The organism is Novosphingobium sp., assembly GCF_041915465.1.
Lineage (GTDB): Bacteria > Pseudomonadota > Alphaproteobacteria > Sphingomonadales > Sphingomonadaceae > Novosphingobium.
Genome location: NZ_JAYSBK010000002.1, coordinates 17223 through 41256, shown reverse-complemented (window position 1 = coordinate 41256; position 24034 = coordinate 17223). Strand labels below are relative to the sequence as shown.

24 protein-coding genes are annotated in these 24034 nt (G+C 65.9%); 16 read left to right on the top strand and 8 right to left on the bottom strand.

All coding sequences use genetic code 11. The annotated features are described in order from the left end of the window. Positions 1-39 precede the first annotated feature (39 nt). A complete protein-coding gene (locus ACE3SN_RS00805; protein WP_374526833.1) occupies positions 40-738 on the top strand; it encodes a Crp/Fnr family transcriptional regulator in 699 nt (232 codons plus the stop codon). A 132-nt stretch (positions 739-870) separates the two neighbouring features. On the opposite strand, the gene ACE3SN_RS00800 is transcribed toward ACE3SN_RS00805, so the two are convergent. Beyond that, positions 871-1542 carry an OmpW family protein gene (locus ACE3SN_RS00800; RefSeq protein ID WP_374526832.1) on the bottom strand — a complete coding sequence of 224 codons (672 nt, stop codon included), beginning with the start codon at positions 1540-1542 and terminating at the stop codon, positions 871-873. 255 nt (positions 1543-1797) lie between these two features. Between ACE3SN_RS00800 and ccoN the strand changes: the two genes are divergently transcribed. From ccoN to hemN, 10 genes are read left to right on the top strand one after another with little or no spacing between them, the layout of a single operon-like run. Further along, a complete protein-coding gene (gene ccoN / locus ACE3SN_RS00795) occupies positions 1798-3462 on the top strand; it encodes a cytochrome-c oxidase, cbb3-type subunit I (RefSeq protein WP_374526831.1) in 1665 nt (554 codons plus the stop codon). A gap of 13 nt (positions 3463-3475) precedes the next feature. Then, complete coding sequence (ccoO, locus tag ACE3SN_RS00790) at positions 3476-4243, top strand: cytochrome-c oxidase, cbb3-type subunit II (RefSeq protein ID WP_374526830.1); 768 nt, start codon at positions 3476-3478, stop codon at positions 4241-4243. Next, a complete protein-coding gene (locus tag ACE3SN_RS00785; RefSeq protein WP_374526829.1) occupies positions 4240-4413 on the top strand; it encodes a cbb3-type cytochrome c oxidase subunit 3 in 174 nt (57 codons plus the stop codon). Before ccoO ends, ACE3SN_RS00785 begins: the two co-directional genes overlap by 4 nt. Beyond that, positions 4403-5329, top strand: a complete 927-nt coding sequence (gene ccoP / locus ACE3SN_RS00780; RefSeq protein WP_374526828.1) for a cytochrome-c oxidase, cbb3-type subunit III — start codon at positions 4403-4405, stop codon at positions 5327-5329. The genes ACE3SN_RS00785 and ccoP overlap by 11 nt, the downstream gene beginning before the upstream one ends. Further along, complete coding sequence (gene ccoG / locus ACE3SN_RS00775) at positions 5316-6767, top strand: cytochrome c oxidase accessory protein CcoG (protein ID WP_374526827.1); 1452 nt, start codon at positions 5316-5318, stop codon at positions 6765-6767. The genes ccoP and ccoG overlap by 14 nt, the downstream gene beginning before the upstream one ends. Then, positions 6764-7228, top strand: a complete 465-nt coding sequence (locus ACE3SN_RS00770) for a FixH family protein (protein ID WP_374526826.1) — start codon at positions 6764-6766, stop codon at positions 7226-7228. The genes ccoG and ACE3SN_RS00770 overlap by 4 nt, the downstream gene beginning before the upstream one ends. Beyond that, on the top strand, positions 7225-9348 hold the full coding sequence (locus ACE3SN_RS00765) for a heavy metal translocating P-type ATPase (RefSeq protein WP_374526825.1): 2124 nt from the start codon (positions 7225-7227) through the stop codon (positions 9346-9348). Before ACE3SN_RS00770 ends, ACE3SN_RS00765 begins: the two co-directional genes overlap by 4 nt. Continuing rightward, the gene (gene ccoS / locus ACE3SN_RS00760) at positions 9345-9500 is read left to right on the top strand and encodes a cbb3-type cytochrome oxidase assembly protein CcoS (RefSeq protein ID WP_374526824.1); all 156 of its coding nucleotides are present in this window, start codon (positions 9345-9347) and stop codon (positions 9498-9500) included. Before ACE3SN_RS00765 ends, ccoS begins: the two co-directional genes overlap by 4 nt. Then, complete coding sequence (locus tag ACE3SN_RS00755; RefSeq protein ID WP_374526823.1) at positions 9497-9745, top strand: hypothetical protein; 249 nt, start codon at positions 9497-9499, stop codon at positions 9743-9745. Before ccoS ends, ACE3SN_RS00755 begins: the two co-directional genes overlap by 4 nt. Positions 9746-9777: 32 nt before the next feature. Beyond that, complete coding sequence (gene hemN, locus ACE3SN_RS00750; RefSeq protein WP_374526822.1) at positions 9778-11091, top strand: oxygen-independent coproporphyrinogen III oxidase; 1314 nt, start codon at positions 9778-9780, stop codon at positions 11089-11091. Positions 11092-11254: 163 nt separating this feature from the next. Here the strand turns inward: hemN and ACE3SN_RS00745 are convergent, their stop codons facing one another. Then, positions 11255-12142, bottom strand: a complete 888-nt coding sequence (locus ACE3SN_RS00745) for a class III extradiol dioxygenase family protein (protein WP_374526821.1) — start codon at positions 12140-12142, stop codon at positions 11255-11257. After that, positions 12135-12533, bottom strand: a complete 399-nt coding sequence (locus ACE3SN_RS00740) for a protocatechuate 4,5-dioxygenase subunit alpha (RefSeq protein ID WP_374526820.1) — start codon at positions 12531-12533, stop codon at positions 12135-12137. Before ACE3SN_RS00740 ends, ACE3SN_RS00745 begins: the two co-directional genes overlap by 8 nt. 181 nt (positions 12534-12714) lie before the next feature. Between ACE3SN_RS00740 and ACE3SN_RS00735 the strand changes: the two genes are divergently transcribed. Together ACE3SN_RS00735 and ACE3SN_RS00730 are read left to right on the top strand one after the other, a co-directional pair. Beyond that, complete coding sequence (locus tag ACE3SN_RS00735; RefSeq protein ID WP_374526819.1) at positions 12715-13470, top strand: SDR family NAD(P)-dependent oxidoreductase; 756 nt, start codon at positions 12715-12717, stop codon at positions 13468-13470. Further along, positions 13470-14990 carry an acetyl-CoA acetyltransferase gene (locus ACE3SN_RS00730; RefSeq protein ID WP_374526818.1) on the top strand — a complete coding sequence of 507 codons (1521 nt, stop codon included), beginning with the start codon at positions 13470-13472 and terminating at the stop codon, positions 14988-14990. The genes ACE3SN_RS00735 and ACE3SN_RS00730 overlap by 1 nt, the downstream gene beginning before the upstream one ends. On the opposite strand, the gene ACE3SN_RS00725 is transcribed toward ACE3SN_RS00730, so the two are convergent. Beyond that, on the bottom strand, positions 14983-17016 hold the full coding sequence (locus tag ACE3SN_RS00725; RefSeq protein WP_374526817.1) for a protein-disulfide reductase DsbD family protein: 2034 nt from the start codon (positions 17014-17016) through the stop codon (positions 14983-14985). The two genes, ACE3SN_RS00730 and ACE3SN_RS00725, sit on opposite strands and share 8 nt — an antisense overlap. A gap of 103 nt (positions 17017-17119) precedes the next feature. On the opposite strand from ACE3SN_RS00725, the gene ACE3SN_RS00720 reads away from it, so the two are divergent. The 3 genes from ACE3SN_RS00720 to ACE3SN_RS00710 are packed head-to-tail and all read left to right on the top strand — an operon-like array spanning position 17120 to position 20231. Beyond that, positions 17120-18811, top strand: a complete 1692-nt coding sequence (locus ACE3SN_RS00720) for an alkaline phosphatase family protein (protein WP_374526816.1) — start codon at positions 17120-17122, stop codon at positions 18809-18811. Next, complete coding sequence (locus ACE3SN_RS00715) at positions 18808-20034, top strand: FAD-dependent monooxygenase (protein ID WP_374526815.1); 1227 nt, start codon at positions 18808-18810, stop codon at positions 20032-20034. Before ACE3SN_RS00720 ends, ACE3SN_RS00715 begins: the two co-directional genes overlap by 4 nt. Before the next feature lie 17 nt (positions 20035-20051). Further along, positions 20052-20231: a hypothetical protein gene (locus ACE3SN_RS00710; protein WP_374526814.1), complete on the top strand. Its 180-nt coding sequence runs from the start codon at positions 20052-20054 to the stop codon at positions 20229-20231. Between the two features lie 275 nt (positions 20232-20506). On the opposite strand, the gene ACE3SN_RS00705 is transcribed toward ACE3SN_RS00710, so the two are convergent. From ACE3SN_RS00705 to hemC, 4 genes are all read right to left on the bottom strand, one after another. Continuing rightward, positions 20507-21382 (bottom strand): OmpA family protein, encoded by an 876-nt coding sequence (locus ACE3SN_RS00705; RefSeq protein WP_374526813.1) that lies wholly within the window; start codon positions 21380-21382, stop codon positions 20507-20509. 132 nt (positions 21383-21514) lie between these two features. Further along, positions 21515-22369 (bottom strand): hypothetical protein, encoded by an 855-nt coding sequence (locus ACE3SN_RS00700; protein ID WP_374526812.1) that lies wholly within the window; start codon positions 22367-22369, stop codon positions 21515-21517. 19 nt (positions 22370-22388) lie between these two features. Continuing rightward, positions 22389-23093, bottom strand: coding sequence for a uroporphyrinogen-III synthase (locus ACE3SN_RS00695; RefSeq protein ID WP_374526811.1), 705 nt, complete (start codon positions 23091-23093; stop codon positions 22389-22391). Between the two features lie 5 nt (positions 23094-23098). Beyond that, positions 23099-24025, bottom strand: a complete 927-nt coding sequence (gene hemC / locus ACE3SN_RS00690; RefSeq protein WP_374526810.1) for a hydroxymethylbilane synthase — start codon at positions 24023-24025, stop codon at positions 23099-23101. Between the last annotated feature and the right edge of the window lie 9 nt (positions 24026-24034).

The following is a 24034-nucleotide window of genomic DNA, read 5'->3' as shown; positions in this document are numbered from 1 at the left end:
CTTGCGCGACGGCGGCGTTGACGGCATAGCCCTGCGATTATGTCCGCCTGCGATACCTGCGTCGTGCGCAACCGCGCCATTTGTTCCTCGCTTGATAACGAGGAAATCAAGATGCTGAACGCCATCGGCCGGCGTCGAAACCTCGAGCCGGGCGAATCGCTCATGTGGGAAGGCGAGGATTCCGTTCTGGTCGCTAACGTGATCGAAGGCGTGCTGAAGCTTTCGACCGGGACCGAAGATGGCCGCGAACAGATCGTCGGTGTCGTCTATCCTTCCGATTTCATCGGCCGCCCGTTCGGGGCAACCTCGGGCCATGGCGTCACCGCCTTGACCGATGCGCGCGTCTGCGTGTTCAGCCGCAAGGACTTCGACGCATTTGCGCGCGAACATCCCAGCCTTGAACACAAGTTGCTCCAGCGTACGCTCGCCGAACTGGACCGCACGCGTGCATGGATGCTGCTGCTGGGCCGCAAGTCAGCCAGTGAAAAGGTCGCCAGTTTCCTGCTCGAAATGTCGGAGCGGCTGGTGCAGCCGGGCTGCATCGATGCGCCCGACCTGCCGATGCGCCGGTTCGCGCTGCCATTTTCGCGCCAGCAGGTGGCCGATGTGCTGGGCCTGACGATCGAAACGGTCAGCCGCCAGTTCACCCGGCTCAAGGCCGACGGTCTGATTGACCTGCCCTCGCGCCGCGAAGTCGTGATCATCGACCGCGAAGGACTGGCCGCCGAAGCGGGATGAAAGCGGTTCGCCTGGCGAACCGTTTCGGGCATTTCTACATAACAAGGGCCCGTGTTCGCCATGCTGGCCGGACCGGGCCTGAACTGTGAAAGCGGGGCCGGACATGGCGTCCGGCCCCGGATCACGTTTGGCTCAGAAGTTGAAGTACACACCGCCCGAGAGGACCCACGGGTCCAGCTTGTGGGTGGTCGACAGGGCTTCCACGCCGCCAGCGGTGTAGAAGTGGGTCGTCGTCTTCATGAAGTACTTCTTGGCGTCGAGCGAGATGCCCATCTTTTCACCGACGGGCATGTCGAAGCCGGCCTGCAGGGCCACGCCGACCTTGTTGTCCATCTTCAGCGTGGCGGCGCCAAGGGCCTTGGCAGTCGCGCCCGGCTTTTCGTCGAAGTAGAAGAAAATGCTGGGGCCAACGCCGACGTACGGCTTGATCGGACCGGCGTCGAGGTGATACTTCAGCGTAAGTGTAGCGGGGAGAATGAGCACGTGCTGCGCAACGTCCGCGCCTGCGATCGCACCGGTGCCGGTCACGTGATGCTGGGTAAAGCAGCAGATCGTTTCGACCGAGACGGACGGCGTCACATAGTAGTCGATCGCCAAGGTCGGCACGACGTTGTCGTTCGCCTTGGTGTCGGTCCCGGCGGGCAGACCCACCGCGTTGATGTTGACCTTGTCGATCTTGCCGTCGGGCAGCACGCCCGTTGCCATCAGCTTTACCTGAATGGTGCCGGCTTCGGCAGCGTTGGCCGGGCTCGTGGCCAGCATGGTAGCGGCACCGAGGGCCGCAGCGATGGTCAGTTTCTTCATGATCCCTCATCCTGCGCCGCAGTGGTCGCCCGATGCGACCCTGGCTATTGCGGCGTCAGGGGGGCCTTTGCTCCCATGCTGCGGCTGCAAACATTGATCCTGCGCAATTTTGTGCGCTTTTTTGGGTATTTTGGGAATTCCACAAGCAATTTGATCCCCGTCAATGTCGCACTGCGGCGCGCGGTTGAAAGGGGTCTGTAACCGTTATATTAGCATCTTCTCAATTTACCCGAACATGAGGGGGGACAAGGTCTCATGGAATCCGTAGTCGCACGCGCTGGCCTTTGGCTTGTCGCGCTCTTCTTCGCCATATTCATGTTCGCAAACGCCGTTGATACCGGCTTTGCGATCCATATGGCGATCTTTGGCCTGGCGGCGCTTGCCGGCTTGGCCATTTCTCTCACCAAGACCAACTTCCTGGCGGTTGCGACCGGCACCAAGGTAGTGGTCGATCAAGGCAAGTATGACGACGACCTGATCAGGGCCGGGGCAATCCTGACCACGTTCTGGGGCGTGGTCGGCTTCCTCGTCGGCCTGGTCATCGCCTTGCAGTTGGCCTTCCCGCTGCTCAACTTCGAGCCCTTCCTCAACTTTGGCCGAATTCGCCCGCTGCATACCTCGGCGGTGATTTTTGCCTTCGGGGGGACGGCGCTGATTTCGACGTCGTTCTACGTCGTCCAGCGCACCTGCCGCGCGCGGCTCGCCTTCCCGGGGCTCGCCCGGTTCGTGTTCTGGGGCTACCAGCTGTTCATCGTGCTGGCCGCCACCGGCTATGTCATGGGGATCACCCAGGCGAAGGAATATGCCGAGCCGGAATGGTACGTCGACCTGTGGCTGACGATCGTCTGGGTCGCCTATCTCGCGGTCTTCGTCGGCACCCTGATGAAGCGGACCGAGCCCCACATCTATGTGGCCAACTGGTTCTATCTGTCGTTCATCATCACTATCGCGATGCTGCACGTGGTCAACAACCTGGCCATTCCGGTCAGCTTCTTTGGCGCGCTCAGCTATCCGGTGTTCGGCGGGGTGCAGGGCGCACTGGTGCAGTGGTGGTATGGTCACAATGCGGTGGGCTTCTTCCTGACCGCCGGCTTCCTCGCCATGATGTACTACTTCGTGCCGAAGCAGGCCGGACGTCCGGTCTACAGCTACCGTCTGTCGATCGTGCACTTCTGGGCGCTGATCTTCCTCTACATCTGGGCGGGTCCGCACCACCTGCACTACACCGCGCTGCCTGACTGGGCGCAGACCCTGGGCATGGTCTTCTCGGTGATGCTGTGGATGCCCAGCTGGGGCGGCATGATCAACGGCCTGATGACGCTGAACGGCGCCTGGGACAAGGTCCGCACCGACCCGATCATCCGCATGATGGTCATGTCGGTCGCCTTCTACGGGATGTCGACCTTCGAAGGCCCGATGATGTCGATCAAGTCGGTCAACTCGCTCTCGCACTACACCGACTGGACGATCGGCCACGTGCACTCGGGCGCGCTGGGCTGGAACGGGATGATCACCTTCTCGGCGATCTACTACCTCGTTCCGCGCCTGTGGGGTCGTGAACGGATGTATTCGCTGCGCATGATCAACTGGCACTTCTGGCTCGCGACCCTGGGGATCGTGTTCTACGCGTCCTCAATGTGGGTTGCCGGGATCACCCAGGGCCTGATGTGGCGGGAATACGGTGCCGACGGTTACCTGGTGAACTCGTTCGCCGAAACCGTGGCAGCGCTCCACCCGATGTACATTCTGCGTGCCTTTGGCGGGCTGATGTACCTGACCGGCGCGCTGATCTGGGCCTTCAACGTGTGGCAGACGATTGCCGGCAACCTCCGTCAGGAGGAACCGATGCGCCAGGCTGCCTATGACCCCGCTGCCGATCGTCCGCTGGCCAAGCCGGCTGCCGTCGCCGCTGCCGAATAAGGGGGACCGAAAAATGACTGCTGATACTCCCAAGGAACCCTGGGCCCGGCACAAGAAGCTGGAAAAGAATGTGGCCCTGCTCGGTGTGCTCGCCTTCGCGGCGGTCACCGTGGGCGGGATCGTGGAAATCGCTCCGCTGTTCTGGATCGACAACACGATCGAAAAGGTGGACGGGGTTCGCCCCTACACCCCGCTCGAGCAGGCCGGCCGCAACATCTACGTCCGCGAAGGTTGCTACCTTTGCCACAGCCAGATGATCCGTCCGTTCCGTGACGAGACCGAACGCTATGGCCACTACAGCCTTGCCGCGGAATCGATGTACGACCATCCCTTCCAGTGGGGCTCGAAGCGTACCGGTCCGGACCTTGCCCGCGTCGGCAAGAAGTATTCCGACGAATGGCACGTCCAGCACCTGATCAATCCGCGCGCCGTGGTGCCCGAATCGGTCATGCCGACCTATGCCTTCCTCAAGGACCGCGATCTTGATGCGGGCGACATGTCGGCCAGCTTGTCCACCCTGGCGCTGGAAGGTGTGCCTTACACCAAGACCGACATCGCCAAGGCCAACGAGGACCTCAAGGCTCAGGCCGATCCGACCGCCGATACCACCGACCTCGTCAAACGGTATCCCAAGGCACAAGTGCGCGACTTTGACGGCAATCCGGCCCGCCTGACGGAAATGGATGCCCTGGTCGCCTACCTGCAGGTTCTGGGCACCATGGTCGATGTCGACAGTGCCGCGGCACAGGAAGAACTCGCCAAGCAGGAGAAGGGCCGGTGAGCCCGCACTCCACTTACGAAACGCTGCGGCAGCTTGCCGACAGCTGGGGGCTGGCCGCGACGTTCGTTCTCTTTCTGGGGCTGATTGCCTGGCCGTTCCGGCCCGGCGCCCGCAAGGAGAACGACGCGGCCGCGAACATGATCTTCAAGGATGAAGAAAATGGCGAATAAGCGCATCGACGAGCCGACCGGCGTCGAGACCATGGGTCACGAATGGGACGGTATCGAGGAACTCAACAATCCGCTGCCGCGGTGGTGGGTCATCACGACTTACCTGACGATCATCTTCGCGATCGGCTATATGATCGTCTATCCGGCGATCCCGCTGCTCCACTCGGGTACCGAGGGGCTGTGGGGCTGGTCCAGCCGCGGACAGCTCGACGCCGAGCTCAAGGCGGCCAAGGACGCCAAGGCCGAAACCCTGGCCGCGATCGCGGCAACCCCGATCGAGCAGATTTCCGGTAACAAGGACCTGCTCAACAAGGCGATCGCCGGCGGCAAGGCCGCGTTCCGCCAGAACTGCGTGCAGTGCCACGGTTCGGGTGCGAACGGGTCGATCGGCTATCCCAGCCTCAAGGACGATGACTGGCTGTGGGGCGGCAATATCAAGGAAATCGAGCAGACGCTCACCTATGGTATTCGCCAGCCTGGCGTTGCCGAGACCCGCATGAGCCAGATGCCTTCGTTCGGCAAGGACGGGATCCTTGCGCCGGCCGAAGTGAACAATGTTGCAAGCTACGTGCTCTCGCTCTCGGGCGCGGCACCGAACGACGCCTCGGCCCAGGCCGGCGCGGCGATCTTCGCGGCCAACTGCGTGGCCTGCCACGGCCCAGACGCCAAGGGTAACCGCCAGTTCGGCGCGCCGAACCTGACCGACAAGGTCTGGCTCTATGGCGGCAAGAAGGAACAGGTCGTCGGCAGCATCACCAATGCCCATGCGGGCGTCATGCCGGCCTGGGGGGGCAGGCTTGATCCGGTGACGATCAAGATGCTGGCACTTTATGTCCACTCGCTGGGGGGCGGTGAGGACTTCGTTGAAGCTCCGAACACTCCTGCAGCAGCGGACACTGGAAATGCTAAGCCCTGAACCTGCCAAGCAACCCGCCAGCCTTTACGAGAAGCGCAAGGCCGTCTTTCCCAAAGCGGTAGACGGCCGCTTCCGCCGCTTCAAATGGCTGGTCATGGCGCTGACCCTCGGCGTCTACTACATCACCCCGTGGCTGCGTTGGGACCGTGGTCCCTACGCTCCGAACCAGGCGGTGCTGGTGGATCTCGCCCACCGCCGGTTCTACATGTTCTCGATCGAAATCTGGCCGCAGGAGTTCTACTTCGTGGCCGGGCTGCTGATCATGGCCGGGATCGGGTTGTTCCTGATCACCAGCGCGGTCGGCCGGGCCTGGTGCGGCTATGCCTGTCCGCAGACCGTCTGGACCGACCTGTTCCAGCACGTCGATCGGCTGGTCGATGGCGACCGGAATGCCCAGATGCGGCTTGAAGCGGCGCCGTGGGGGCCGCACAAGATCTTCAAGCGCGCCTTGAAGTGGACGATCTACTTCGTCATCAGTTTCTGGACCGGCGGCGCTTGGATCATGTACTTCGCCGACGCGCCGACCCTGACGGTCGATTTCTGGACCGGCCATGCCGCCGGCGTCGCCTATGCGACCGTTGGCGTGCTGACCGCGACGACCTTCCTGCTTGGCGGGTTCATGCGCGAACAGGTCTGTGTCTACATGTGCCCGTGGCCGCGCATCCAGACCGCGATGCTCGACGAAAAGTCGCTGATCGTCACCTACAAGGACTGGCGCGGCGAACCGCGCGGCAGCGTCAAGAAGGCAGAGAAGAACCCGGGCGCGGTGGGCGACTGCGTTGACTGCAACCAGTGCGTCAACGTCTGCCCGACCGGGTATGACATCCGCAACGGGCCGGATATCCGCTGCATCACCTGCGCGCTGTGCATCGATGCCTGCGACAGCGTGATGGCGCAGATCGGCCGTCCGCGCGGACTGATCGACTATGCCACGCTCGAAGACTGCAAGCTCGAAGCCGAAGGTCAGCCGCCTCGGCCGATTACCAAGGCGCTGTTCCACACCCGCACCCTGATCTACACCGGGGTCTGGGCCGCGATCGGGTTCGCGCTGCTGTTCGCACTCAGTGCACGCACCCGCATCGACGTGGCCGTCCAGAAGGACCGCAATCCGCCCTACACGCTGCAGTCGAACGGCGAGGTCCGCAACGACTACACCGTCAAGCTGCGCAACATGGAAACGCGTCCGCGGCCGATGGAGCTCACGATCGAAGGGCTTCCCGGCGGTGTGATGTGGACGGACGATACCGCCCGCGACACGGCTTCGCGCAGCCTCAAGGTGATGGTTGCCGCAGACCGGGTCGAACCGCTGCGCGTCTATGTCGTGGCCCCGGACGGAACCGAGCCACAGCACTTCAAGTTCGTGCTCAAGGCCAAGGACGCCGAGGGCGGCGGGGATACCAGCGAGGTGCGCTTCGACGCACCGGGTGAGGAAGAATGATCAAGGCTTTCACAACCGGCCCCTTCACCGGGCGGCACATCACGGCAATCCTCGTCTCGTTCTTCGCGGTCGTCTTCGCCGTCAATTTCCTGATGGCGCGCGATGCGATTAGCACCTTTGGCGGCGTGGTTGTCGAAAATAGCTATGTCGCGAGCCAGGAGTACAACAAGTGGCTGGGCGAAGCGGCCAGGGAAAAAGCGCTTGGCTGGAAGGCCGAGGCCGGCCGTGACGCCGATGGGCGGGTGACGGTCAAGCTGACTGGCGCTCCGGCCAAGGGTGTCACCCTGACCGGGGATGCCTGGCACCCGCTGGGCCGCCTGCCCGATCAGCCGCTGCGCTTCACGCAGCAGGCCGATGGCAGCTACCTCTCGGATGCGACGCTTCCCGCCGGGCGCTGGAAGCTGCGGATTCAGGCCGTGGCCGGCAAGGACAAGTGGCGCGAGGAACAGGATCTGCTGTGACTGCGCTTGCCCGCCAGTCTGACGATCAAGGCCAGGTGTCGACCGTGCTGGTCGTGCCTGGCATGCACTGTGCGGGCTGCATGGCCAAGGTCGAACGGGCGCTTGGCGCGCTCGAAGGGGTCGCCTCGGCGCGGGTCAATCTGACCGCGCGGCAGGTGCGGGTCGAACATGATCCGGCAGTGACCATGCCCGAACTCGTCGATGCGCTCGGGAACGTGGGCTTTCCCGCGCAGCCGCGCAATGACAGCGCGGTGGAAGCGCCCTCAGCGGTCAAGCCGCTGCTGGCACCGCTGGCCGTGGCGGCCTTCGCCTGCATGAACGTGATGCTGCTCTCGGTCAGCATCTGGTCGGGGGCGGAGGGTTCGACTCGCGACCTGTTCCACTGGCTTTCCGCCGGGATTGGCGTTCCGGCGATCGTTTATTCGGGCCGGCCATTCTTCCTTTCGGCCTGGGGGGCGCTGAAGCACGGCACCACCAACATGGACGTGCCGATTTCGATCGGCGTTGTGCTGGCTACCGCGCTCAGCCTCTATGAAACCGTGAACCATGGCCACGAAGCCTGGTTTGACGGCACCTTGATGCTCTTGCTGTTTTTGCTCGTCGGGCGCGCGCTCGATGCTGGCATGCGCGATCGCGCGCGGGCCGGGGTCGATGCCCTGCTGCGCCAGGCGGCTCCGGGGGCGATGGTCCTTGCGCCGGGCGGGGGGCTCGATTGGCTCCCGGCGCAGGATATCGTCCCCGGCATGACCATGCGGGTTGCCGCCGGTGAGCGGCTTGCCGCCGATGGCGAGATCGTCTCGGGCACGAGCCGGTTCGACCAGTCGCTGCTGACCGGAGAATCGGCACCCGTTGCTGCCCACGAAGGTGACCGGGTGCTAGCCGGCACGCTCAATATCGAAAGCCCCGTCGACGTGCGCGTCAGCGCTGCCGGGCAGGGGACGACCTTGGCCGAAATCGCGCGCCTGATGGAAGCATCGGGGCAGGTCCGCTCGGCCTATGTGCGCATCGCCGACCGCGCCTCGCGGCTTTATGCTCCAGCCGTTCACACGCTGGCGGCGCTGACCTTTGCCGGCTGGATGATCGCCGGGGTCGGGATCTATCAGTCGCTGGTCTATGCGATTGCCGTGCTCATCATCACCTGCCCCTGCGCGCTCGGGCTGGCTGTGCCGGTTGCGCAGGTCGTGGCTTGCGGCGCATTGATGAAGCGCGGGATCATGGTCAAGGGCGGTTCCGCGCTGGAACGCATTGCGACAGTCGATCGGGTCCTGCTCGACAAGACCGGTACGCTCACCATGGGGCGCCCGCTACCCGATGCCGCGGTGATCGGGGCGCTGCCGGCTGATGCTGCGGCTGTGGCACTTGGCCTCGCCTCGCACAGCCGACACCCGCTTTCGCGCGCGCTGGCCGAAACGCTGGGCGGGCGCGGCGTGCGTCCCGCATTGCTGAGCCAGGTTCAGGAAGAAGCCGGGCAAGGCGTACGGGCCCTGTGGAACGGCCAGCCGGTGGCGCTGCGCCGTCCGGATAGCGCCAGCGGAATTGCCACCACGCTCGACATCGCCGGTCAGCCGACCTGGCTGATCCCGTTTGCGGATCGCCTGCGCCCCGGCTCTGCCGAAGCCTTGCAAAGGCTCAAGGCTCAAGGCGTCGAAGCCGAGATCCTTTCGGGCGACAATGTTGCCGCTGTAGCCGAAGTGGCGCGCGAAACCGGGCTGAGCGGACGCGGCTGTGCTTCGCCGCAGGCCAAGCAGGAAGCGATCGCCAGGCTCCAGGCGGAGGGGCACAAGGTGCTGATGGCAGGCGATGGGCTTAACGATGGCCCGGCGCTTGCGGCGGCCGACGCCTCGATTGCGCCAGGTACCGCCAGCGACGTCGGACGTCAGGCCGCCGACCTTGTATTTCTCGGCGACGGGCTCGATGCGATCCCGCGCGCAATCGCGGCCGGGCGGCGGACGATGCGCGTGGTGAAGCAGAATTTTGGTATGGCGGTTGGCTATAACCTGCTGGCCGTGCCGCTCGCCATGGCGGGTCATGTCACGCCGTTGATTGCGGCAGCGGCGATGTCGCTGAGTTCGTTGGTCGTGATCGGCAATTCGCTGCGCCTGGTTGGTGCGGCGCGGTGAACGGCCTGGCGCTTTTGATCCCGGTCGCACTGGGCATGGGCGGGCTGGGGCTTGCCGCGTTCTTCTGGGCGCTGAAGCGCGGCCAGTTCGACGATCTCGACGGTGCGGCGGCCCGGATCCTGATTGATGATGAAGAGGATGACGCGGCGTGAAGGGCCTGACCGAATTCTCGATGCTGTCATTGCTTCCCGCCGCGCTGAACCTCGCGGTTCCGGCCTCGGGCGCGACCTTGGTCATGCCGTTCTGCACCGGCGATGGACTGGTGCGCTCGGTCGAGGTGCCGGTTGGTGGCCAGAAAGTGCCGGGCAACGACAGTTCGGGCACCTGCTGCGCCAAGGGCTGTCATTCAGGCTCGTCGCGCAAGCGGCATTTGAAGGAATTTGAGCCTTCGCAATGAATCGGCAGAGATAAGCGGCAATATCGCTGCCTATGTGGCCCTATTATCCCGAACTGCTCGAAACACCCGTTCCGCGGTACACGAGCTTCCCGACCGCTGCGGAGTTCACTTCCAAAGTGGGTGCGGCTGAGCTCGACACCGCGTTGCGCGGTGCCAAGGGCGACGTTTCGCTCTACGTCCATATCCCGTTCTGCGAGCAGATCTGCTGGTATTGCGGCTGCAATACCGGCCGCGCGAACAAGACCCAGCGGCTGCATAGCTATCTCGATGCGCTCCACCGCGAAATCGCGATTACCGGTGCGCGGCTGGAAGATCGCGTCGCGGTGCGCCGGGTTGCCTTTGGCGGCGGCAGCCCCAACGCCATTTCACCGACCGACTTCGTGCGCCTGGTCGATGCGTTGACCCTGCAGATGGCGCTTGCCGATCCGACCTGGTCGATCGAACTCGACCCACGCACCCTGACCCGTGAATGGGGACAGGTGCTGGGCTGGGTCGGCGTGACCCATGCCAGCATGGGGGTGCAAACCTTCGCTCCGGAATTGCAGGCGGCGATCGGCCGCGTCCAGCCCGACGCCGAAATCGTGCGCGCCACCGAAATGCTGCGCAAGGCCGGCATTTCGTCGCTCAACTACGACCTGATGTATGGCTTGCCTGGCCAGACGCTGGAGCAGCTTGAAGCGACCATCGCGCGGACCATCGAGCTGGGCGCGGACCGGATCGCGCTGTTCGGCTATGCCCATGTGCCGCACATGCTGCCGCGCCAGCGCCGGATCGACGCCACCGCGCTGCCTGGTCAGGCCGAGCGTTTCGCCATGGCCGACTATGGCTATCGCCGCCTGACCGAGGCAGGTTACGTGCCGATCGGCTTTGATCACTTCGCGCTGCCCGGCGACCCGATGGCGCGTGCCGCCGAAGCTGGCCGTCTGCGCCGCAATTTTCAGGGCTTCACCGACGATCAGGCCCAGACCCTGATCGGACTTGGCGCTTCGGCGATCAGCTGCTTCCCAGAAGTGCTGGTGCAGAACGAAAAGAATGCCGGTCGCTACCGGATGCTGCTGTCGCAAGACCTTCTCTCCGGCTCGCTGGGCGTGCAGCGCAGCGCGGACGACCGTCGCCGCGGCGCGGTGATCGAGGCGCTGCTGTGCAAGAGCGAAGCCGCGCTCGATCCAGACCTGGCGGCAGAGGCGGCGGCCCGGATCGCGCCTTTCGTGCAGCGGGGTCTGGCCTTGCTTGGGAACGGTAAGCTGGCGATTACGCCTGACGGGCGGCCCTATGCCCGCACGATCGCGGCCCTGTTCGATCCCTATCGCCAGGATTCGGTGCGACGGTTCAGCTCTGCTGTCTGAACGCATTCAATTTTCTGGACAAATTTTCCCGCTGAAGCTGCCGCTTTACAGGCCGCATTTTCGCGCTAGTTTCGCGCGAGTGACTCGCAATCTCGAAATTGCGGGCAAAAAGAGAGCGGCAGTTCGGTGAACCGCCGCTCCAGGTGGGGAGAACTGGTGCGTGTCAGGCGAAGGTGGGCGTATCCACCTTGGCAGCCGTGCCACTGGCCTTGGCGTCCTGGGTCTCAAGGACCATGACAGCCGCCGCCGTATTCGAAATCGGAATGTGATAGGACCGCGTGACTTCGCTCGCGCTGGCGCCCAGCGCGCCGCGTGCCGCAATCCAGTTGAGGATTTCGACGCCTTGCGTGCCCGACAGTTCGACGATCTCGTGGACCGAATGGCGGGTCAGTGCGTCGGGATCGGTGGACAGGTTGTCCATGCAGAACTTGTCGTATTCCGGGTTCATGAACCCGGCGCGTTCGCCGTCGAGCTGGTGCGACAGGCCTCCGGTGCCCATCACCATGATCTTTTCATCGCCTTGCCATTCGGTCAGCGCCTTGCCGACCGCGCGGCCCAGTGCCAGACAGCGCTTGGCCGAGGGCAGCGGGTGCTGCACGGTGTTGATCGTGATCGGCACGATCTTTACCGGCGCAGTCCGGCCCGGCCAGGCGAGCGCCAGCGGGATCGAGGCCGCATGATCGACCAGCATGTCCTGACAGGTCGTGATGTCGAATTCTTCCTCGACCAGCTTTTCGATGATCGCCCACGACAGGTCGGGATGACCATCGGGGATCGGGAAAGCGGGCAGGCCCCAGCCTTCGTCCTCGTTGCGATAGGTCGCCGCCGCGCCAACCGCGAAGGTCGGCATCTTGTCGAGGAAGAAGTTGAGGCCGTGGTCGTTGTAGAACATGATGACCACGTCGGGCTGCTGCTCGCCCAGCCATTCGCGCACCGGCGGCCAGGCATCGAAGAACGGCTTCCAATAGGGTTCGTTCTGCGCACCGCGGGCGATGGCCCCGCCAATTGCGGGAACGTGGCTGGTGAAGACCCCACCGATAACCTTAGCCATGGGCCGTCTCCACTTCCTTGAGTGCGCCAGTCTGGATCTTGTCGGCCTGATCGATCAGCATCTGCTTGAAGGCCTCGACGCTCATCCCGGTCTGCTGCGCGCCGACGTCCTGAACGTTGAGCCCGAAGATCCCGGCCAGCTTGGCGAGGTAATAGATGTTCCCGCCCGCCGCGATCATCTGCAACACGTTGCGTGCCGCAACGGCTGCGCGCTGCTCTTGCGTCAGATTGAAACGGTCAAGGTAGGCTTCTTCGTCGCGCAGGAACGCATCGCGGTTCTCGGCGTGGTTGAAGGAGAAGCACATGGCATTGAGGGCATAGCCCTTCTGTGCGGCCGCGCCGTCGAACAGGTGGGTGCCCGGAATGGGCCGGTTTGCCTGACTGGTCGTCATGAGCCTCTCCTTTCTTTCTCAGGCTTTCTCTCCCGGTTGCGGCATTCAAACCTTGACCGGGATCAAGAAACGCAAATTTTTGTAAGTTCTGCTTACGAAATTCGTGGAGCTTGGCCTCTTGACCCCATGCCAGCGGCAGGCTTTGGGAGAATTGAGGGATTTGAGAGAGGCATCAACACGCATGGAACTGGCATTGAACGGGCGCGTCGCGCTCATTACGGGGGCATCTTCGGGGTTTGGCGCGCATTTCGCCCGCCTGTTCGTGCGCGAAGGCGCGCGAGTCGTCATTGGCGCGCGCCGGACCGACCGAATCGCCGCCCTGGCCGAGGAACTGGGCGAGGCGGCGCTGCCGGTGGCGATGGACGTCAACGACGAAGCCTCGATCATCGCCGCCTATGATGCTGCCGAGGCAAGGTTCGGCACGGTCGACACCGTGATCGCCAATGCCGGGATCTCCGCCGATGGCCGCTCCACCGTGGTTCCTGCCGCCGACGTGGCGGGCCTCGTCGCCACCAACTTCACCGGGGTTTACCTGACCGCGCGCGAAGGTGCGAAGCGGATGATCGCTGCGGGCTTCAAGGACAGCGAGCGCGGCCGCATCGTGCTGATCGGCTCGATCACCGCCGAACTGACGGCGCAAGGCGATGCCGCCTATGCCGCCACCAAGGCTGCGGTCGCCCACCTCGGCCGCCAGTTCGCGCGCGAATGGGTGCGTCAGGGCATCAACGTCAACACGATCCAGCCGGGCTACATCCAGACCGAGATCGCGGGTGACTGGTTCCAGACCGAAGGCGGGGCCAAGCAGATCGCCAACTTCCACCGCCGCCGGCTGTGTCCGATCGAGGCGCTTGATGCGCCATTGGTGTTCCTGAGCAGCGACGCCTCGCGCCATGTCACCGGCGCGACGATCACGGTCGACGATGGGCAGGTGCTGTGATGAGCGCTATTCCCGACAACACCCCCGTCATCATCGGCGTCGGCCAGTTTTCCGAACGGGTGGGCGAACCCGGTTATGCCGAGCGTAGCCACATGGACCTTGGCGGCGCCGCGCTGGCCGCTGCGATTGCCGATGCCCAGGCAGCCTCGCCGCTGGCCGGCGCGATCGACGCGATCATCGCGATCCGCCAGTTCGAGATTTCGGCAACCCGCTTTCATGCGCCCTTCGGCCATGCCGACAACACCCCGCGCGCCTATGCCAAGCGCGTCGGTGCCAATCCCGAGCGCGCGATCCTGGAAGTGGTCGGCGGGCAGGGGCCGCAGCGGCTGGTGGGGGAATTCGCCGCCGAAATCGCGGCGGGCCGCTCGAAGATGGTGGCAATCGTCGGGTCAGAGGCGATTTCGACCGTGCGTTCGATCATGGGCCGGGGCGAAACCCGCGACTGGTCGGAAGAAGTGGGCGGCACGCTGGAAGATCGCGGACCGGGCTATGAAGGCGTGGTCGACATGACCGCGATCCGCCACGGCGTCGGCGCGCCGATCGGCGGCTATGCGCTGGCCGAAAACGTGCGGCGCGAATGCCTCGGCCTGTCGCTCGATGCCTATCGCCTTGAAATCGGCAAGCTCTTCGCGCCCTTTACCGAGGTGGCGGCAAAGAACCCGCATTCTGCCGCGCCGACTGCGCGTTCGGCTGAGGAACTGGCGACGTTGACCGAGCGCAATCGGCTGGTTGCAGAACCCTATGGCCGCCTGGTCGTGGCGCGCGATCAGGTCAATCAGGGCGGGGCGATCCTGCTCGCCAGCGCAGGCGAGGCCCGCCGCCTTGGTGTGCCGGAAAGCCGCTGGGTTCACATCCACGGCGTGGCCGACTGCGCCGAACCGGCGATGCTGACGCGCGAATCCATCGAAAAGAGCCCGGCTGCGGTTTCGGCGATTTCGACCGCGCTCGACATCGCGGGGACGGCCTGGGACAAGCTCGGCGCGATCGACCTCTATTCGTGCTTCGCGATCCCCGTTTTCAACCTGCTCGATGCTTTCGGGCTCGACCGCGACGACCCGCGCGGCTGGACGCTGACTGGCGGCTTGCCGTTCTTCGGCGGGGCCGGGAACAACTATTCCGCCCACGGCATTGCCGAGGCGGTGGCGCGCTGCCGCGCCGCGCCGGGCAGCCTGACGCTGGTCGGGGCCAATGGCGGGATCATGAGCAAGTATGCCGCCGGGGTTTACTCGACAAATGCGGCCGACTGGAGCCAGAGCCGCTGGCAGAGCCTGCCCAAGGTCAAGCCCGCGTGGAACGTGATCGACGGCTACACCGGCGATGCGGTGGCCGAAACTTTCACCATCCAGCCGGGCAAGGCGGGCGAAACCGCCACGATCATCGCCCGCGTGGGCGATGCGCGCGTGGCTGCGATTTCGACCGACCCCGCAACCTGCGCTGCGCTGCGCTCGGACAAGGTGTTCGGTCGCCCGATCCGGGTCGAAGCGGGTGAGAAGGACGTGAACTCGTTCTGGTTCACTTGACCAGATCGGCCAGCGTGGCGGGCGTCAGCACCTGCGGCAATTGCTGCGGCGCGCCCCCGCCGGCGGGATACCAGAGGTAAAGTGGCACGCCTGCCGCGCCCTGCGCGGTGAGGAACCGGGTGATCGCCGGATCGCGCCGGGTCCAGTCGCCGCGCAGCACCACCACGCCGGCCTTTTCGAAGGCGGCGCGGGTATCTTCGCGCTCGATCGCGGCGGCTTCGTTGACCTTGCAGGTCAGGCACCAATCGGCGGTGAAATAGGCGAAGACCGGCTTGCCCTCGGCCCGCGCCTTGGCCAGCGCGGCCTCGCTGAACGGCGCTGATGGCAGTACGCCCGCCGCTTCGGCCTGCGGCTCGCGCACCATGCCGGGCAGGCCCAGCGCGGCGATCACGACCAGACCGGCCAGCGCCGCCCATACCGGCCTGCCGCCCGCGAGGCCATGGCGCTGTCGCCGCCCCAGCAAGACCAGCACCGAGACGAGGATCACCGCGAGCAGCGCCGCGGCAAAGGCAAAGCCCGATCCGGCGAGCCGACTGGACAACCAGATCAGCGCGGCGACGGTCAGTCCCATCAGCACGGCCATCGCTTGCCGGAACCGGTTCATCCACGCCCCCGGACGCGGAAGGCGGCTGCGCAGCGCGGGGACGTAGGCGATGGCGAGGAAGGGCAGGGCAAGGCCCAGTCCCAGCGCGGCGAACAGCGAGAGCGCCTGCGCGGTCGGCAGCAGCAGCGCCGCGCCCATGGCGGCGGCCATGAACGGCCCGGTGCAGGGCGTGGCGACGAACGCGGCGAGCAGGCCAGTGGCAAACGCGCCCTGCGGCGAGCCTTCGGCGGCGAAGCCAGGCACGGAAAGTTCGTAAACGCCAAACAGGTTGGCCGTGATCGCTGCGGCCAGCAGCAGCAGGCCCGCCACGACCAGCGGCTCTTGCAGTTGGAACGCCCAGCCCACTTCCTGTCCGGCGGCCCGCAGTGTCAGCATCAGTACGCCGAGCGCGAGGCAGGCGAGCACCACGCCCGCGCTATAGGCCAGTCCTTCGGCGCGGGCCTGCGCCTCGCTCTCGCCCGCTCTGGCCAGGCTCAGCGCCTTGAGGCTGAGGATCGGGAAGACGCAGGGCATCACATTGAGCAAGAGTCCGCCGAGCAGCGCCGAGATCAGCAGCATGGGCAGGCTGACCGCAGGCCGGGCTGGCGCCTCGACCAGCGGTTCTCCAGCTGGCGGGACAACGCCCGGCGCAGCGTCGATCCATACCCCGTCGCCCGCCTTGCCCAGTCGCAAGACGGCGCTCAGCGCGGTGGGGCTGCCGGGCTCGAACTTGGCGCGGTCCAGCTCGACGATCAGCATATCGCCGCGGCGCGAGAAGGCTTGCGGGGCGGCATAATCAGCCGTGCGATCGGTGGCGATGAACAGGTGCGGGGCCTCCAGCTTGACCGAGGCCGGCAGCGGAATCGCAACGCGCAGACGCTTGCCGTCCAGCGCAAAGGTGGCCTTGCTGCCAAGCGGAGCGGGGAGCGCGGCGAGCCACTTGTCGAACCGCGCATCGCGAGCGGCGGGTGCACCAACCATGACGCTGCCCGTCAGCTGGGTGCTTTCGGGCACGCAGATCTGCTCGGTACAGGCCAGCCACTGGGCCTTGGCGCTGATCGGGAGGATCGCGCCGGGGCGGGCATCGGCGGGCAGGGTGAGAGGCACCAGCACGGCATATTCGTGCTCGTAAACGTGATTCATCAGCCCCGCGATCAGCAGGGTGTCGGGCACCGGATATTGCAGCGCCCCAGCCTTGGCGCCGGCGGGCAGGGTCCAGTCCAGCGTCATGCCAAGCCCGGCATCGCCCGGATTCTGCCAGTAACCGTGCCAGCCCGGTTCGGGCGTCATCCGCACGGCCAGCATCACCGTCTGGCCCGGCTGGGCGGCCGACTCGGCAATCAGTTCGGCGCTGATGTGATTGGGCGCGGCGAGTGCTGGACCCGCGAGCCACAACGCGCAAAGGTGCAACAAGACGGCAACAAGGCGCAGGTAGCGGGGCATTAACGGCATTCTCCGTTGGTCGGGCGCGGCGGGCCTTGCGCTTGGCCTGCGCTCCCGCCATCAGGGCTGTGCCGTCTTTGACGCGAATTTTCAAGGAACCCCGATGCGCCGTTTCGTTGCTCCGTTGGCTCTCACCCTTTCGATCGCCCTTTCCGCCTGCGCGCCCGGTGCCAGCCCGCCGCCGGTCAGCGCCACATCGACGCCCGTGGTGACGGCGACGCCGACGACCCCGCCAAAGCTGATCGTCGCCGTTTCGGTCGACCAGTTTTCGGCCGACCTCTTTGCCCAGTACCGCCAGCACTATACCGGCGGCTTTGCCCGGCTGATGACCGGCGCGGTGTTCCCCGCTGGTTTCCAGTCGCACGCCGCGACCGAAACCTGCCCCGGCCACTCCACGCTGATGACCGGCGCGCATCCTTCGCGCACTGGGATCATCGCCAACAACTGGTTCGATCCCGCCAGCCCGCGCGGCGACAAGCCGATCTACTGCGCCGAGGATGAAAGCGATCCCGCCTCCAGCGCGCGCAATCCGGTCGTCTCCGCCGTCCACCTCAAGGTGCCGACGCTGGGCGAGATGATGAAGAAGGCCAATCCCGCCACCCGCAACGTCGCCGTTTCGGCCAAGGACCGCGCGGTGATGATGATGGGCGGGCACGATATCGACGCCGCATACTGGTGGAAGGGCGCGGGCTTTGTCACGCTTGGCGGGCGCGAGCTGTCCCCGGCGGTCCAGGCGGAAAACGCCGCCGTCACCGCCGAGCTCAAGCGCGGGGCCCCTGCAATCGCCGCGCCCGCCTGGTGCGCGTCGAACGATCATGCCGTCAACGTTGGCAAGGCCGCGGTCGGCACCTACCGCTTCGATCTTGCGCCGGACAAGCCCGACCAGTTCCGGATTTCGCCGCGCATGGACGGGGCCACGGTAGACCTCGCCAACAGCCTGGTTGACGAAATGCAGCTCGGCAAGGGGCCGGCCACCGACGTGCTGTCGGTCAGCCTTTCGGCCACCGACTATATCGGCCACGCGACCGGCACCGAAGGCGTCGAGATGTGCATCCAGATGGCGCAGCTCGACCAGAACCTTGGCCGTCTGTTCGATCACCTCGATTCGCTGGGGATCGACTATGTCGTCGTGCTGAGCGCCGACCATGGCGGGCTCGACACGCCCGAGCGGGCCGACGAGCAGGCCTTCCCGCGCGCGATCCGGGCCGACAAGTCGCTGATGCCGGCGGAACTGTCCAAGGCCGTTGCGGCCAAGACCGGGATCGTTACCAAGGGACCACTGCTGATCGCCGATGGCCCGTTCGGTGACTTCTACGTCAGCCGCGAAATCGGACCCGACCAGCGCGCCGTGGTGGTCAAGGCGCTGGTTGCGACGCTCAAGACCAATCCCCAGGTCGCGGCGGCCTTCACCCATGACGAGCTTGCCGTTACGCCGATGCCCGCCGGCAATCCGCAGGACTGGACCCTGAAGGACCGCGCCCGCGCCTCGTTCGATCCCGCGCGTTCGGGTGACGTGGTGGTGCTGCTCGACCGCGCGGTGACCCCGATTCCCGAGGCGATGCCCGGCATGTACATCGCCACCCACGGCAGTGCCTTCGACTATGACCGGCGCGTGCCGATCCTGTTCTGGCGCAAGGGCATCCACGGTTTCGAACAGCCCCAGCCGGTCGAAACGGTCGATATTGCGCCGACTCTGGCACAAATCGTCGGCCTCAAGGTGCCCGATGGTACGTTTGACGGGCGCTGCCTCGATGTCGATGGTGGACCGGGCAATACCTGCGAGGCGAATAAATGAACGAACGACGGGACCTGGTAATACTCGGCGGCGGACTGGTCGGCATGACGCTGGCCCTGGCCGCCGCGAAGCAGGGCATTTCCAGCCACGTGGTCGACAAGGCCCGGCCCGAGGAACTGACCGCGGAAGGCGTCGATGGCCGCGCCTCGGCCATTTCGACCGCCAGCTGGAACCTGTTCTGCAACATCGGTCTTGAGGAACGCCTCGCCCCGCTCGGCTGCCCGATCGAGGCGATTGCCGTGACCGACGGGATGAAGCCCGGCCGGATCGACTTCAAGCCCGAACCGCACGAAGGCACGCTGGGGCGGATGTATGCCAACCGCGACATTCGTCTGGCCCTGTTCGAGGCGGCGCGCGACGAGCCGCTGATCAACTGGGCGAGCGGCGTCGAGCCGGTGGAACGCCAGCGCGGCGAACACGGCGTTGCGGTGACGCTTGACGATGGCCGGGTGCTGGAAGGCAGCCTGCTGGTCGCCGCCGAGGGCCGCCAATCGCCCACCCGCACCGAGGCGGGCCTTAATTCCGCGCGCTGGGACTATCGTCACCGTGCCTTCGTTACCGCGATCACCCATGAAAAGCCGCATGGCGGCGTAGCCTGGGAAATCTTCTTCCCGGCTGGGCCGCTGGCGCTGCTGCCGCTGCTTGACCTGCCTGATGGCCGCCACCGCAGCGCCGTGGTCTGGACCGTCGACGAACAGGACGCCAAGGGCGTGACCGCGATGAGCGACGCGGTGTTTACCGGCGAGATCGCGAGCCGCATGGCCGACATTTTCGGCAAGATCGAACTCTGCGCCCCACGCGCATCCTGGCCGCTGACCTTCCACCACGCGCCGCATATCGTCGAGCAGCGCCTCGCGCTGGTCGGCGACGCCGCGCACGGGATGCACCCGATCGCAGGGCAGGGCCTGAACCTAGGGCTGCGCGATGTCGGCACCCTGGTACAGGTCCTGGCCGACGGGATGCGCCTCGGCCTCGACCTTGGCGATGCGCAGGTGCTGGCGCGTTATGAGCGCTGGCGCAGTCTCGACAACATCTCGGTCATGGCCGCTACCGACGCGCTAGTGCGCCTGTTCGGCATTCCGGGGCGTTTGCCCTCGCTGGTGCGGCGCATGGGCATGGGCGTGGTCCAGCGTTCGGGCTGGCTCAAGAAGTTCTTCATGGACGAAGCGCGCGGCATGTCGGGCGAGATGCCGGACTTGCTGAAGTTTTCTTCGGCGGCTTGAGGGGGATTGGAGATCGAGTGAGCCGCAGCAAGCACCAGACCCTCAAGGGGATCATGGACGGGCAGTCCAAGCGCGAAATTGACTCGATGTTCCTGGAAAGGGACCACGATGCAATGGAGTGGGTCGCCAAACGGAACATCAAAAAAGAAGAACTCCGACAGCGTAAGGTGGCAAAGAAGACTGGCGAGCAGGGTTGAAAGCTAGCATCCGTTTCTCCGGCCATTCCTGCCATTTCGCACTATTCGCCACACATCGTCACCCCGGGCCTGACCCGGGGTCCCGCTTGCTCTGGCAGCGTATCGGATCCTGTCGATGACCGAACAAGGCAGCGGGACCCCGGATCAAGTCCGGGGTGACGGGAAAGAGGTGGCCTCCGCCGCCCACCCCCAACCCCTCCCGCAAGCGGGAGGGGAGCGAGACTAGCCGGGGCGCAGCCCCGGCTAGTCGCAGCGGGGTGGGCTGCCGCGCGCTCCTACATCCCGTCCAGACCCTTGCTGACGAGGATGTTCACCGAAACGCGGCGGTTCTGGGCGCGGCCTTCGGGGGTGTCGTTGCTGGCGGCGGGGTCGGCCTTGGCCATGCCGGTGGGGGTGAGCATCCGGTAGGGCTTCCAGTGGCAGACCTGCTGGAGATAGTTGATCACCTTGCCCGCGCGGCGTTCGCTGAGGTCCTGGTTGTAATCGTCGCTGCCGACCGAGTCGGTATAGCCAACCACGAGCAACAGCGCGTTGTCGGTTGCCTCGGCCTGGGCGGCGACGGCGCAAAGATCGTTCTTGGCGGTGTAGGACAGGTCGGTCTTGCCGGTGTCGAAATAGACGTTGGTCGTGGCCTTGACGTTGTACTTGTCGATATCGGCCATGCGCCCGCGCAGTGCCTCGGTCGCGGCGGTCTGCTCCTCGAAGCCCTGGGCGGTGCCATTGCGGATCATCGCGGCGGTCTTCATGTCGCCGCTCTTGAAGCTGATCTGGCTTGCGAGCAGGCCGCTGTCCGACTGCACGGTCTTCACCGTCACCGGCAGGCCGTTGAGCAGGGACTCGGTGGTGTATTTGTTGGCCTTGCCCCCACCGAACAGGCCGCCGCCTGACTTGAACTTCGTGGCATCGTTGACGAGGATCACCGTGCTGGTGCCATCGGCGGCGGTAACGCGGATCTTGTCGCCGCTGCGGGCCGAAATGATGCCCTTGATCTCCGGTCCCGCGACCATTTCGGGGGCGTTGACCACGATGTTGGGATTGGCGGCGGCAGGGTTGGCGGGTTCGGTCTGCTGGGCAGACAGGCTGGCCGGGGCGGAGACGGCAAGCATGGCCGCCAGAATGAGTGCTCCTGACCCGATGGAACCGTTGCGCATGTGGTTGCTCCTTATATCTGCACAGGTTTGCAACCCGCCTGTTCAGCCAAGTATTGCTCAAAAATGAACGTGCCAGCGCCAGCTCCCGCTTAAGCAGGCAGCTTGGGCGTCACTTGCGGTGAGCCGTTGCGGCTATTGCTGCCTTGGGGCGGCCGGGGATGCCGGGCCGGGCTGCGGGCTGGAGGGGGCCTGCTTCACGGGATCGGCCAGTGCCGCGCCCTCGATCTGGTCGAGCGCGCGGCTGGTCGTGGCATAGCGCCGGGCATTGGCGATCCACGCGGCCGCTTCCGGGCTGGCAGGCATGAGCGCCACTTCGTCGGCGGCGGCATCGACCTTGCCGGTGCGCAGCAGCATGCGGACGCGCTCGATCCGGTCGGCCGGACGCGGCGAGGCAACTTCGCCGTGGCGGATCACGAACAGCGAGCCCAGCTCGCGGGTGAAGCGGTCCCAGCCCGTTTCGTCTTGCGGCGTGCCGATCAGCGCGGGGGCAAGCGCATCGAGCTGCTGGAGCAGCTGGTCGAGCGTGAGCGGGTTCTTCGCCGCCTCGATCACGGTCTGCACCGCGCCGGGCTGACTATTGCCGAAGCGCGACTTGAGCTGCCCCTCCAGATTGCCAAGCGGTGTGCCGCGTTCGATCGCGCGGCGGGCGGCGAAGGCCACCAGCAGGGCTTCGGCGTGGACGGCATTGCCTTCGGCGGCATCGGCCTGGCCTTTGATCTGGATGAGCCGCGCCTCAAGCGCGGCAAGGCGCTGGTCGAGCACGCTGACGGCCGCGTTGCTGGCGGCTTGCGAGGGCAGTGCGGCCTGACTGGCCGCAGGGGCGGCGGGGGTGGCGCCGCCGATTTCGATCCGCCCGTTCCAGACCAGGTAACCGACCAGGAGTGCCCCGCCGACAAAGGCGAGCAGCGTCACCCCGATCAGCGCGCGCAGCGAAGTTCCGCCGCCGCGGGGAGTGGCCAGGGGCCGGGCAAACATTTCATCGGGCATCGGGCTGCCTCATATTTCTCTATTTTGGGCGACCGTTCGGCGCAGGGTCTTGGCACATCTGGCGGGCCAATGCCAGCAAAGCGTGATCGCTGGCCAACGCGGCGATCGCCACTTCGCCCCAGCCGGTGCCCGCCGCATTGGCGATGCGCGGGCCAAGTGCCGCGATCCTGATCGGCGCGCGGCGGATCCCGTGGGTGACGCATTGCGCGGCGAGATGGCGCGCGGCCTCGGCCGAATGGAGCGTGACGATCGCGTCCTGCCGCAGCATCGTCGCAAGTTCCTCGGGCAGGGGGCAGGCCTCGCTGGCATAGACCACGCGTTCTTCCAGCGCGACGCCGGGCGGCATGGCCAGGGCGATGCGTTCTTCCCCGGCCAGGCGCAGCAGCCGCTTGTGCGCCGGCGCCAGCTCGCCCAACACCGCCTGCAGCCCGCCGGTGCCCGAATAGGCGACCTTGAAGCCCGCCGCGCGGGCCGCCTCGGCCGTCGTGTCGCCAACCGCATAGACCGGCAGCCTGCGCAGCGCCGAGAGCCCCGCACCGGCGTGGCGGAACACATTGGCGCTGCCCGCCAGCATCGCGTCATAGCGGGCCGGATCGGGTACTTCCCACTTGCGCGGGCTGACCGAGAAGAGCGGAAAGCCATGGGCTTCCAGTCCCGCCGCCCGCGCTGCCGCCACCGTGGCGCTGTTGCCGGGTTCGGGACGAATGACGATCAGCGGCGACATCGGGGTCAGGCCTCCATCGGTCCGGAAAAGTGCACCCTGACCACTTCCGGCGCGGCCTCCAGCAGCCGCGCGGCAAGGCCGGCCGGGCCAGCGGGATCGCCAGCGGCAAAGCGCGCGGTCGCTTCCACCTTTTCCGCGCCGTCCGGGCTGTAGATCGCCGCGCGCAGGATCAGGTCCTCGCCTGCGTGGGTGGTGAGCACGGCGATCGGGCTGTGGCAGTTGCCGCCCAGCCCGGCCAGCAGCGCGCGCTCGGCCAGCACGGCATGGCGGCTGGGCGCATCGTCGATCGCGGATAGCACTTCGCGCACCTTTGCGGCATCGCGGCGGCACTCGATCGCGATTGCGCCCTGACCCGGCGCGGGGAGCCATTCCTCGGCATCGAGCGGGTGGCCGGTGCCGTGTTCGCCCAGCCGATTGAGCCCCGCGCGGGCGAGCAGGGTGGCATCGGCCTCGCCCGCCGCGAGCTTGGCAAGGCGCGTGGCGACATTGCCGCGAAATGAGACGACCTCGCAGTCGGGCCGGGCGTGGAGCAGCTGCGCGGCGCGGCGCGGGGCGCTGGTGCCCACCCGCGCGCCCTGCGGCAGCGAGCGGATCGAGGCCGCGCCGACCAGCACGTCGCGCACGTCTTCGCGCGGCAGGATCGCGGCGATGACCAGAAAATCGGGCCGGATCGTCTCGACGTCCTTCAGCGAATGGACCGCAAAGTCGATCTCGCCACTCTCGAGCCAGTGGTCGAGCTCCTTGGTCCACAGCGCCTTGCCGCCGATCTCGGCCAATGGGCGGTCCTGGATCTTGTCGCCGCTGGCGGTGACGGGAACGATCTCGATTGCAAGGCCGGGATGGGCGGCGATCAGGCGATCACGGGTCTCCTCGGCCTGCGCCATGGCAAGCGGGGAGCGGCGGGTGCCAAGCTTTAGTGGACGGTTGAGCATGGTCGCTTG